This window comes from Bifidobacterium biavatii DSM 23969 (assembly GCF_000741165.1).
GTDB classification, from domain to species: domain Bacteria; phylum Actinomycetota; class Actinomycetes; order Actinomycetales; family Bifidobacteriaceae; genus Bifidobacterium; species Bifidobacterium biavatii.
Genome location: NZ_JGYN01000016.1, coordinates 18384 through 29529, shown reverse-complemented (window position 1 = coordinate 29529; position 11146 = coordinate 18384). Strand labels below are relative to the sequence as shown.

Genomic DNA, 11146 nt, shown 5'->3' with positions numbered 1-11146 from the left:
GCGCGGGCTGCGCGTCGCGCACGGACATCGCGCCGCCACGGATGCGCCGCAGAAGTCCCGCGTCGGCGAGCGTGGTGAGGTCGCGGCGGATGGTGATGTCGCTGGTGTTGAGCAGCGTGGCGAGTTCCTGCACGGTGGCCACGTTCTGCCGGGTGAGGAGACTGAGGATCATGTCCTGTCGTTCTGCGGGCAGGTAGTCGCGCTTCGTTGCGCCGGACGCCGCGCCGGTCGGCCGGGCGTCGTCTGTAGTGTTGGACATGGCTGTGTACATCTCCGTCTGTTCGCCGCTGATCATCAATGATTGATTGTCTGCAATTGACGCTCGGCGATTGATGATCAACGTACCGTTGTTGATCGTTACTGTTTGTATTCAGTGTACCCGATTGCGCGGGTGAACGTATCTGTTCGGTCTGTCGCGAGTGTCGTGCGGAGACCGGTCTTCCGCCGTTCTGCGACGGGGGTGTCCGGCAGTCGGAAACGCGTGCGTATTGCGGGACGGCGGTGCGCTTGCCAATCTGCGTGACGTTCCACCGGGCGTGCGGCTTGTCGATTCCATGCCAAAACCTGACACAAGCGTGTGATTGAAGTTGATTATTTGTGATCGATCATGTATGATTAACGGCGAACGGCACAGCCGGCCGCGCAGTCGAGGTCGGCCGCGCAGCGCAGTCGTCACACAGCACCACACGCCAAAGGAACGTCATGAGCAAGTACAGCAACGAATTCTGGACCGTCACCTCCGGAGATCTGTCGCAGCGCCGCGAAACGCTGGCAACGCCCGAAACCGTCGCCGACCCGGGCGATGCGACGAAGATCGTCGTCGACACCGCCGACCGCAAGCAGCCGTGGCTCGGTGCCGGCGCGGCCATCACCGACGCCGCCGCCTCCCTGATCTGGGGATCGATGGACGCCGAACAGCGCCACGCCTTCCTCGACGACTGCTTCAACCCGGCCAAGGGCGGCTTCTCCGTCATCCGCATCCCGCTCGGCTCCTGCGAGCCGGCCGCGCAGCCCTACTACACCTACGACGACCTGCCGTTCGGTGAGCACGACAACGCGCTCACCAAGTTCTCGCTCGGCGAGGGCGAACCGGGCGCGCCGGACGCCACCAAGGACTTCAAGTACATCATCCCGGTCGTGCTCGAGATCCTCAAGATCAACCCGGCCGTCAAGATCATCGCCTCCCCGTGGAGCGCGCCGGCGTGGATGAAGAACACCGGCCACCTGTGCCAGGGCGGCCACCTGCGTTTCAACGAGTGGACCGGCAATGGCTTCGACCCGATGCACGACAGCTTCGAAGGCTGCTACGCGCGCTACTTCGTCAAGTACGTCGAGGAAATGGCCAAGATCGGCATCCCGATCTGGGGTGTCACCGTGCAGAACGAGCCGAGCAACGCGCCCAAGTGGCCGGCCATGATGTGGACGCTCAAGCAGCAGGCCGAATTCGCGCACAACTTCCTGCGCCCGGCCATGAATGAGAAGTTCCCGGAGATGCGCATCTTCATCAACGACGACTCCACGCACAACCTGCTGTGGCCGGTGCGCGAGCTCGTCACCCCGGACGAGGCCGCGTCCATCGACGGCCTGACCGTGCACACGTACGAAGGCCCGTACTCCAACTTCTTCAACGCGTCGCGCTCCTACAGCCACTGGATGTTCGGCATGACCGAGCGTCGCTGCATGATCGACGAGACGCCGGAGGACGCTGCGCACATCATGTCCGGCATCATCGGCAACTGGCTCGTGCGCAACGGCGAATCGTTCATCACGCTGTGGAACATCGCGCTCGACGAACGCGGACTGCCGAACCAGGTCGGCGCGACCGGCCGCCGCGGCGTCGTGACCATCCAGCACGAAACTGGCGAGGTCATCCGCAATCTCGAATACTTCATGCTGCGCGCCTTCGGCCAGGACGTCGAACCCGGCTCCGTGGTCGTGCGCTCCAGCAACTACACGCCGGACGGCTGGTCGGGCGGCCTCGGTTCCGTGGCCTTCCTTGCGCCGAACGGCGACGTGGCCGCGCACATCTACAACCCGACCGGCGAGCCGCTCGAGGCGGCCGTGACGATCAACGGCGAAGGCGCGGCATGGCAGAAGGTCACCGTGCCGGCGTGGGGCACCGTCACCGTGCACAAGGGCTACGGCGAGATCAACACGTCCACGGTTCCGGCCGACGACGAGTTCGAGCTCAACCCGGCGCCGAAGCACCTGCTCGGCGACGTGGCTCCGGGCAAGGTGCGCGTGTGGGGCCAGGACGAGTGACCCTATGCGGTTCCGGTATTTGCTGGACTTGAGCTGTGGGTTCTTATTCCTGAGCTCTCCTTGTCGGGGGAGCTGTCACGCAGTGACTGAGGGGTAGTCAAACCCATTGCATCGAGTCTGGCACAATGCCATTGAGATTTGCGGGCGCGCGATCGGAAAACAGGCATCCGGTCGCGCGCCCGCCTTTGTCTTTGTATGCGCGCTGCGGACCTGTGTGTGACCCGAACATTACTGTGTGCGTTTTTGGTAGAACGTGGTAAAAAATGTTTGGTTGTGCTATGATGGGAGTTACTGGGACACCTAGCGGTCAGCAAGCGGCGGCGTGCCGGTCCGGCCCGTCCGCCCGATCCCACAGATGATGACAAGGAGAACGTCATGACAACCATTCTGGTCACCGGCGGTGCCGGCTACATCGGTTCGCACACCGACGTCGAGCTGCTCAATCAGGGCTACGACGTGGTCTGCGTCGACAACTACTGCAACTCGTCGCCGAAGTCGCTCGAGCGCGTTGCGGAAATCACCGGCAAGCAGGTCAAGGCCTACGAGGGCGACGTGCGCGACGAGGCGCTCATGGACCGCGTCTTCACCGAGAACAAGATCGACTGGGTCATCCACTTCGCGTCCCTCAAGTCGGTCGGCGAGTCCGTCGCCAAGCCGATCGAGTACTACGACAACAACCTCAACAGCACCATCGCGCTGCTCAAGGTCATGCGCAAGCACAACGTGAAGAAGATCATCTTCTCCTCGTCCGCCACCGTCTACGGCACCCCGAAGGAACTGCCGATCACCGAGGAGACCCCGACCGGCGGCACCACCAACCCGTACGGCACCACCAAGCTGTTCGAAGAGCAGATCCTGCGCGACGTGCATGTCGCCGACGACTCGTGGACCGTCGTCATCCTGCGCTACTTCAACCCGGTCGGCGCGCATCCGTCCGGACTCATCGGCGAGGATCCGAAGGGCATCCCGGCCAACCTCACCCCGTACGTCGCCAAGGTCGCCATCGGCGAGCTCAAGGCCGTGCAGGTCATGGGCGACGACTACGACACCCCCGACGGCACCGGCGTGCGCGACTACATCCACGTCGTCGACCTCGCCAAGGGCCACGTCGCGGTCATCGGCAAAATCGACAAGCCGGGCGTGTTCACCTACAACCTCGGCACCGGCCACGGCTACTCCGTGCTGCAGGTCATCAAGGCGTACGAGAAGGCCGCCGGCCACGAGATCCCGTACGTGATCGTGCCGCGCCGCCCCGGCGACATCGCCGCCTGCTACGCCGACTCGTCCAAGGCCGAGCGCGAGCTGGGCTGGAAGGCCGAGTTGGGCATCGACGACATGGCCGCATCCTCGATGAACTGGCAGACCAAGAACCCGAACGGCTACCGCGACGCCGAGTGACGCTCGCCGATCGCCGGTAACACTCCGCCGATGCGCATACGATGGTGCGTCGGCGGAGTTTTTTTAGGATGCAGGCCGTTGCCGCGGCATGCGCATTGTTCCGCGGAATGGGGAGAGGCATGAAGATCGTCATTGCACCGGATTCGTTCAAGAACTGCATGACCGCGCGCGAGGCGGCCGAGGCGATCCAGGTCGGATTCGCCCGCGTGCTGCCCGACGCGGACTATGACCTGATCCCGATGGCCGACGGCGGCGAAGGCACGGTCCAGTCACTCGTCGATGCGACCGGCGGCGAACTGCGATACGCCGACGTGCTCGATCCGCTCGGTCGGCCGATCCGCGCCGAGTACGGACTGCTCGGCGACGCGGCCGCATCGAAGGCAACATGCACGGCCGTCATCGAAATGTCCGCGGCGAGCGGCATCCAGTTCGTCGACGACAAGACGAAAAACCCGCTGACCGCCACCACGTACGGCACCGGACAGCTCATCCGCGCCGCGCTCGACGCCGGCGCCCGCCACATTATCCTCGGCGTGGGCGGCTCGGCCACCAACGACGGGGGAGCGGGCATGGCCGAAGCGCTCGGCGCGCGCCTCCTCGACGCGCACAACCAGCCCATACCGCGCGGAGGCGGCTTCCTCGACCGGCTCGCCGTCATCGACGTGACCGGACTGGACGTGCGGCTCGCCGCAACCGACATCATCATCGCGTCCGACGTGACCAACCCGCTCATCGGACCGACCGGCGCGTCGGCTGTCTTCGGCCCGCAAAAAGGCGCGACCCCGGACATGGTCGCCCATCTCGACGCGAATCTTGCGCACTACGCAGCCGTCATCGCCGAGCAGCTCGGCCGCGACGTGGCCCATACGCCCGGTGCTGGCGGCGCCGGCGGGCTCGGCGCGGGACTGCTCGCCTTCACCAACGCGACCATGCAATCCGGTGTGGAGATCGTCGCGCGCACCGTGCGGCTCGCCGAACGCGCGGCCGACGCCGACTGGTGCATCACCGGCGAAGGCGGCGTCGACGCGCAGACGCGATACGGCAAAACCCCGGTCGGCGTCGCGCAGGCCGCACACCGCGGCAATCCGCGCATCCGCGTCGTCGCGCTCGCCGGCCGCGTCGACTATGGTCCCGACGGGCATGCGCTCGACCCGCTGCACGATCTCGGCATTGACGCCGTGTTCGGCATCACCCCGGCCGCCATGCCGCTTGCACGCGCCCTCGCCGACGGTCCCGCCAACCTCGCCAACGCCGCCGAAAACGTGGCCCGCCTCATCGCCGCCGTGCAATAGGCATGAGTCGCGCGTGCGTAAGCGATGAAACGGCGGTGATTCGCCCGCAGCTGGCCAGAGTCCGCTACGCCAGCGCCTTGTCGAGCAGTTGATTGACGGCTTCTTCGCGGGTCAGTCCGTTGGCCTGTGCGTAGACGAGGATTTTCTCCTCCCGGGTGAGTCCCGCCTGCGCTAGACTGCGTCCGAGCGCCTGTCTCGCATATTCACTGGGCGTGACCTTTTTGGCCTTGGCCGCCGTCTCGACCAGTTTCCACAGTTCGTCGGGAACGCGAATGGTGTGCGCCCGCATCTCCGCGCGACTTGGCGGGAACGGATCGTCTTCGCGGGTGAGCGTCGCGTCGGGGAACCCGTCTTCCGCTTCCTGTGCCCAGCGTTCGACCATGTCGTCGGTGATCGGCGTGCCGTTTTCGGCGATGTACTGCGTCATGCCTGACTCCATTCCTTGAGAAAGCCCTTGGTGAGATAGTTGGCGTGGATGATAAGCGGTTGTGGGTCTGCGGTCTGTACCGTGAATTTTTCGGTATGTTTATTGTATGACGATTGTCATGCAATTGATGCTGTCGGTGATATGCTTACGGCGGTTGAAGTGATCGAAAGTGATAGGAAGTGGGGGCGGGGTGGGCGAGTTGTTGATTGAATGTGTATAATTATGATCGTTACGCCGTGTGGTGATGCGCGCGGCGACGGATGTCGAAAAGCATACGCAACAACACGAGGAAGTGACTGGAATGACTGGATTCCTGAATGATTACGCCCATGAGTACTGGACGCGCACCAGCGGCGACCTGACCGACCGACGCACGCCGATCGCCACCCCGGTGATCGAAAGTGATCACGGAACGGCCGAAACGGTGATCATCGACCCGACTCGCCGCTACCAGTACTGGGAGGGTGCCGGCGCGGCCATCACCGACTCGTCCGCGTCCCTGTTCATGCAGTCGATGACTGCCGAGCAGCGCCACGCGATCCTCACCGAAATGTTCGATCCCGAGCAGGGCGGCTTCTCGTCCGTGCGCATCTCCATCGGTGCTTGCGATTTCTCCAGCCAGGCGTACTACTCCTACGACGATCTGCCGGAAGGCGTCGTCGCCGACGCCGGCCTCAACTACTTCTCCATCGGCGAAGGCGAGCCGGGCGCACCCGACGCGACCAAGGACCTCAAGAACGTCATCCCCGTCCTGCAGGAGATCGTCGCGATCAACCCGGCCGTCAAGGTCATGGCCTCCCCGTGGTCCGCGCCGGCGTGGATGAAGACCTCCAATCGACTCGACGGCGCTGGCCGCCTGCGCCTCGGCGAGTTCGTTGGCAACGGCTACCGCTATCAGGACACCATCGACTACGTGTACGCGCAGTACTTCGTCAAGTTCATCGCCGCGTACGCCAAGTACGGCATCCGCATCACGTCCGTCACCATGCAGAACGAGCCGAGCAACGGCTGCCCGTGGCCGATCACCGTGTGGACGCCCGAGGAGCTCGCCAAGTGGGGCAGCGAATACCTGCGCCCGGCGCTCGACCGCACCTTCCCGGACGTCGAGATCTACTTCGGCGACGACTCCCTGCGCTTCTACCAGCGTCCGGTGAGCGAGTACATGACCCCTGCGCAGGCCAACGCGTTCGCCGGCGCCGCGTTCCACACCTACTCCGGCCTGCCCGAGTGGGTCCACAACGGCGCCCGCCAGTTCCCGCAGTGGAAGGCTGCGATGACCGAACGCCGCTGCATGCTCGACGAAACCGTCGACGAGGCCAGCCACGTGATGTTCGGCGAGATCGGCACCTGGCTCGTGCGCAACGGCATCGGCCTGATCAACTTGTGGAACATGGCGCTCGACGAGCAGGGCTTCCCGAGCTGGGCCGGCACGTCCGGCCGCCGCGGCGTCATCACCATCGACTCGTCCACCGGCAAGGTCAAGCGCAACCTCGAATACTTCATGCTGCGCAACTACGGCCAGGACGTCAAGGTCGGCTCGCAGCGCGTGTTCTCCACCAACCGCACGCCGGACGGGCGCCACGGCGGGCTCGGCTCGGTCGCGTTCGTCAACGACACGACCGGCGATCTCGCGGCTATCCTGTACAACCCGACGGCCACGGACATCGAGGCCGCCGTCGCGATCAATGGCGAGGGCGCGCGCTGGCAGCGCGTCACGGTTCCCGCGTACGGTACCGTCACGCTGCACAAGTCGAACGGTCCGATCAACGAATCGCAGGCTCCGGCCGACGACGAGTTCAAGATCACGTACACGCCGCACCCGGCCGACGACCACGACGAGACGCTGTTCTGACGTCGTTCCGGTGCGTCCGGTGGCGTCTGTGTGACGTTCGTCACGACTTGCGTTGCTGGACGTACGATTCGGCCAACTGTTGAGACGGCCGCGTTCCCGAATGCGTTCGAGGACGCGGCCGCGGATTATTGTAGAGACGGAATTTCCGGCATCCGCCGCCGATCTGCCCGGGGCCTGTTCGAGACCGGCAGACGGTTGCGGATGCCGTTCACGACGATTGAGTCAGGGGGATACCACTGATGGGCATCGCGCTTACCAAAGAGGAGAGCCTCGCCTTCGAGGATCTGCAGATCGAGCAGGATGCGCAGACCAAGACCGAGATCGCGGACGTCGCCGCCGGCATCCACGCCTCGGCCGAATCGCAGGCCGCGGCCGACGCGTACTGCGCCGAGCTGGACGCTCACCACGCGTGGAACAAGTGCTTTTCCGGCTACATCAACGCGGCCGGCTACGGTTACACGTACGAGCCGACGATGGCCGTGACGATCGACGGATGGGATGCGCACAAGGCGTTCCGCGAGCTCGACCACACCGCGCAGATGCTGGTCGTGGTGCGCGCGTTCCAGTCCGGCCACGACATCGACCGCGAGTCGGGCCGCAACTTCCTCAAACACCGCTGCGGCATCATCATCCACGACAACGCGCCGTTCTGATCGGCCGACCCGCTGTGCTGACCTGCGGCGATCATCACCGACGGTCCAACCAATTTGCCCCGCCAAGGAGTTCCCTGGCGGGGCAAATCGTTGATGGTCTGGCAGTTGTGCTTCGCTGAAGAGCCTGAGCGGGGCAGATCGGACTGATCTTCGTCAATCTACCCCGCTGAAGTGCCTCTCAGCGGGGCAAATTAACGAAGATCCGGCGATTGCGCCACGCCGGGCGGCATGAGTGCTCATGGGAAGGCCCCTCCGGCAGGAACCGGAGGGGCCTTCCGTTACTCAGATGCCGCTCAGATCTCAGAAGATCACTTGTTGTACTTGAACGCGTCCCACACGCCCAGCAGGTACTGGATGCCCAGCGCGCGGTCGTACAGGCCGTAGCCCGGGCGCGGACGGCCGGCCTCGGTGTTCTCGCTCCACAAATGACGGCCGTGGTCCGGGCGGATGTAGCCCTGATAGTCGGCCTCGGCGTACGCCTTCATGATGCCGACGGTGTCCACGTCGCCCTCGCAGGCGCGGTGACCGACCTCGGAGAAGGAGCCCGCCTCGTCGAGGAACTTGATGTTGCGCACGTGCGAGAAGTGGATGCGGTCCATGAACGTCTTGACCGCGTCGACCGGATCGTTGCCGCGGCGCGAGGAGAACGAGCCGAGGCACAGGCACAGGCCGTTGTACGGGGACTTGTTGAGGTCGAGCACGCGCTGGATGCCTTCCTTGGAGGAGACCACGCGCGGCCAGCCGAACAGGTCGAACGACGGGTCGTCCGGGTGCACGGCGAGCTTGACGTCGTACTTCTCGCAGGTGGGGATCACCGCGTCGAGGAACACCTTGTAGTTCTCGTAGTACTTCTCGTGGTCGATGCCCTTGTACGCCTCGATGAACTCGCCGAGGTGCGCGAGTCGCTCCGGCTCCCAGCCCGGCATGGTCAGGCCGTTGGCGCCGTCGAGCGTCTCGTCGATGAGCTTCTGCGGGTCGTCGAGCTGGGCGACCTTGTGCGCGTCGTAGTAGAGCGCAGTGGAGCCGTCCGGCGACGGGTGGAACATGTCGGTGCGCAGCCAGTCGAACACGGGCATGAAGTTGTAGGTGACGACCTTGACGCCGGCCTTGCCGAGGTTTTCGATGGTCTTGATGTAGTTGTCGAGCGCCTCGTCGCGGCTCATGCCGAGCAGCGTCTTGCCGGTCTTGATGGACTCGTGCACGTTGACGGACTCGACCACGTCCGCGTTGAACGTCTTGGTGACGCCGCGCTTGCGGTCGTCTTCCGAAAGGCCGGTGATCTTCTTCATCTCGGCCTCGATCTCCTCCGGCTCCCACAGTTCGCCGGCCTGCTTGTGGTGCAGCGACCAGACGATCGTTTCGACGCCGGGGATCTGGCGGATGTCGTCGAGCGAGATGGTGTCGTTGCCCTCGCCGTACCAGCGGAATCCCATATGCATGGTGACTGTCTCCTTGTGTTGTGTGTGATGTCGCGCGTTGCGTCGCGCCGTTCGTTGCGCGGTCGATGCGACTGTTGTGACTGTTGTGGGTTGCGATTGTTGCTGCTGTTGCGATGCGATGATGGCGGCCGCGGACGTGCCTGTTATGCCCGCGGCCGCACGATTGTTTGCCTGAGCGCCTGTTTACTTGAGCGCCTTGGCGATCGTCGCGTCGACGGTGCCGGTGCCGGCTGCGAATTCGCGGAAGTAGCCGATGATCTTGTCGGCCAGCGGCGTCGCGTTCAGGTCGGTGCCGAAGATCGCCGCGTCGGCGAGGATCGGGCGCAGCTTGGCGTCCGCGTCCGCGAGGTCGCCGCCGACGGTCAGTCCGGCCAGTGCGGCCTGCAGGTCGGCCAGTCGCGGATCGGAGCTGAGCGTGACCTCGCTTCCGTCGTCGCGCGTGCCCTTGCCGTCCGCGCCGAGCAGCAGTCGCAGCCAGCCGGCGATCGTCAGCGGGATCGCGACGAGCGAGCCAGCGTCGAGCGTGTCGGACTTGAGGTACTTGCCAATCGTCACGCCGTAGCGGATCGGGATCTTCTGCGACGTGTCGGTGGAGATGCGGGCGGGCGTGTCCGGAATGTTCGGGTTCGGCACGCGCTCTTCGATGACCTGGCGCAGGAATTCCTTGGGGGAGAAGATGCCCGGATCGGTCACAACCGGCAGGCCCTCCGTGTAGCCGAGGCGTTCGACGAGCTTGCGCAGCGTCGGGTCGGCGATGGTCTTGCTCATCGACGGGTAGCCGAGCAGCATGCCGAACGTGGCGAGCGCGGTGTGCAGCGGGTTGAGGCAGGTGGTGACCTTCATCTCGTCGGCTTCGTTGACCGTGTCGCGGTCGGCGAGGTACACGCCGGCCTTGGTCAGGTCCGGGCGGCCGTTCGGGAACGCGTCCTCGATGACGAGGTACCACGTCTTCTCGGTGTTGGCGAACGGCGCGACGTTGGTGCGCTTGGGCGTGTGGATGATCTCCGTGTCGCCGAAGCCCTGCTTGGCGAGCAGTTCGGAGACGGCCTCGGCCGGGTTCGGCGTGATGCGGTCGATCATGGACAGCGGGAAGCTGACCTTGGCCGGGTTCTTCACGTAGTCGAGGAAGTCGGAGCCGACGAAGCCGTTGGCGTGCCACCAGCCGGCCATCTGGCGGATGGCGGCGGCGAAGCGGTCGCCGTTCTGCGAGAAGTTGTCGGTGCTGACCATGGCAATCGGCGCGGCGCCGGCCTTGAAGCGCTCGAACAGGAGCGCGGTGATCGCGCCCATCGCGGAGACGGCCTTGTCGGGGCCGCCGTCGGCCTCCGGCTTGATCCACGGCAGCAGCTCGCCGTCCGGGCGGGTGAGCGCGTAGCCCTTTTCGGTGATGGTCACGGTGACGAACTGCAGCTGCGGGTCGCGGAAGACCTTGGCGAGGCGGTCCCATTCGCCGTCGTGCGCGCGGATGCCGAACGCGTCGGCCACGGAGGCGATGAGGCGCGAGTCGACGGAGCCGTCGGCGTTGAGCACGACCTGCAGGCAGCGGTTGTCGAACGGCTTGTACGCGAGGTCGATGATGTCCGCGTCGAACGTTTCGGCCACGAGGATGCCGGCCTTGGTTTCGCCGTTTTCGATCAGGTCCTGCGCGATCGGCGCGTGCACGGCGCGGAACAGGTTGCCGGCGCCGAAGTGGATCCAGTACGGGTGCTGTTCGGTGTAGTTGCGCACGGCCTTCGGGTCGAAGCCCGGCACGGCGATGCCGGCGTCGCGCCACGCCGCGTAGTTCGCGGCGAAGTCGTCTGTCAGATGAACGGTCATGATGT

General features: G+C 65.0%; 9 protein-coding genes. 5 read left to right on the top strand and 4 right to left on the bottom strand.

Going from position 1 to position 11146, the window contains the following annotated elements:
- The coding region (locus BBIA_RS06305) for a DeoR family transcriptional regulator (RefSeq protein WP_202962038.1) at positions 1-259 on the bottom strand (259 nt) is incomplete at its 3' end.
- 443 nt (positions 260-702) lie between these two features.
- Here BBIA_RS06305 and BBIA_RS06300 point away from each other — a divergent pair.
- The 3 genes from BBIA_RS06300 to BBIA_RS06290 all read left to right on the top strand — a co-directional run bounded on the left by BBIA_RS06300 (position 703) and on the right by BBIA_RS06290 (position 4952).
- Positions 703-2262 (top strand): glycoside hydrolase family 30 protein, encoded by a 1560-nt coding sequence (locus BBIA_RS06300; protein ID WP_033494135.1) that lies wholly within the window; start codon positions 703-705, stop codon positions 2260-2262.
- A 375-nt stretch (positions 2263-2637) separates the two neighbouring features.
- A complete protein-coding gene (galE, locus tag BBIA_RS06295; RefSeq protein ID WP_033494137.1) occupies positions 2638-3660 on the top strand; it encodes a UDP-glucose 4-epimerase GalE in 1023 nt (340 codons plus the stop codon).
- Between the two features lie 119 nt (positions 3661-3779).
- Positions 3780-4952 (top strand): glycerate kinase, encoded by a 1173-nt coding sequence (locus tag BBIA_RS06290; RefSeq protein ID WP_033494139.1) that lies wholly within the window; start codon positions 3780-3782, stop codon positions 4950-4952.
- A 64-nt stretch (positions 4953-5016) separates the two neighbouring features.
- On the opposite strand, the gene BBIA_RS06285 is transcribed toward BBIA_RS06290, so the two are convergent.
- Entirely contained in the window at positions 5017-5379 is a 363-nt protein-coding gene (locus tag BBIA_RS06285; RefSeq protein WP_051923855.1) for a hypothetical protein, read from the bottom strand.
- 301 nt (positions 5380-5680) lie between these two features.
- On the opposite strand from BBIA_RS06285, the gene BBIA_RS06280 reads away from it, so the two are divergent.
- Both BBIA_RS06280 and BBIA_RS06275 read left to right on the top strand, forming a co-directional pair.
- Positions 5681-7231, top strand: a complete 1551-nt coding sequence (locus tag BBIA_RS06280) for a glycoside hydrolase family 30 protein (protein WP_033494140.1) — start codon at positions 5681-5683, stop codon at positions 7229-7231.
- Between the two features lie 239 nt (positions 7232-7470).
- A complete protein-coding gene (locus BBIA_RS06275; RefSeq protein WP_051923854.1) occupies positions 7471-7884 on the top strand; it encodes a hypothetical protein in 414 nt (137 codons plus the stop codon).
- Positions 7885-8192: 308 nt separating this feature from the next.
- Here the strand turns inward: BBIA_RS06275 and uxuA are convergent, their stop codons facing one another.
- Both uxuA and BBIA_RS06265 read right to left on the bottom strand, forming a co-directional pair.
- Positions 8193-9323 carry a mannonate dehydratase gene (gene uxuA, locus BBIA_RS06270; RefSeq protein ID WP_033494142.1) on the bottom strand — a complete coding sequence of 377 codons (1131 nt, stop codon included), beginning with the start codon at positions 9321-9323 and terminating at the stop codon, positions 8193-8195.
- Between the two features lie 183 nt (positions 9324-9506).
- Positions 9507-11141 carry a mannitol dehydrogenase family protein gene (locus BBIA_RS06265; RefSeq protein ID WP_033494144.1) on the bottom strand — a complete coding sequence of 545 codons (1635 nt, stop codon included), beginning with the start codon at positions 11139-11141 and terminating at the stop codon, positions 9507-9509.
- Positions 11142-11146: the final 5 nt, after the last annotated feature.

Excerpts from the sequence above, each read along its gene's own strand:
- BBIA_RS06300 (WP_033494135.1), top strand. The coding sequence starts at position 703 with ATGAGCAAGTACAGCAACGAATTCTGGACCGTCACCTCCGGAGATCTG.
- galE (WP_033494137.1), top strand. The coding sequence starts at position 2,638 with ATGACAACCATTCTGGTCACCGGCGGTGCCGGCTACATCGGTTCGCAC.
- BBIA_RS06290 (WP_033494139.1), top strand. The coding sequence starts at position 3,780 with ATGAAGATCGTCATTGCACCGGATTCGTTCAAGAACTGCATGACCGCG.
- BBIA_RS06285 (WP_051923855.1), bottom strand. The coding sequence starts at position 5,379 with ATGACGCAGTACATCGCCGAAAACGGCACGCCGATCACCGACGACATG.
- BBIA_RS06280 (WP_033494140.1), top strand. The coding sequence starts at position 5,681 with ATGACTGGATTCCTGAATGATTACGCCCATGAGTACTGGACGCGCACC.
- BBIA_RS06275 (WP_051923854.1), top strand. The coding sequence starts at position 7,471 with ATGGGCATCGCGCTTACCAAAGAGGAGAGCCTCGCCTTCGAGGATCTG.
- uxuA (WP_033494142.1), bottom strand. The coding sequence starts at position 9,323 with ATGCATATGGGATTCCGCTGGTACGGCGAGGGCAACGACACCATCTCG.
- BBIA_RS06265 (WP_033494144.1), bottom strand. The coding sequence starts at position 11,141 with ATGACCGTTCATCTGACAGACGACTTCGCCGCGAACTACGCGGCGTGG.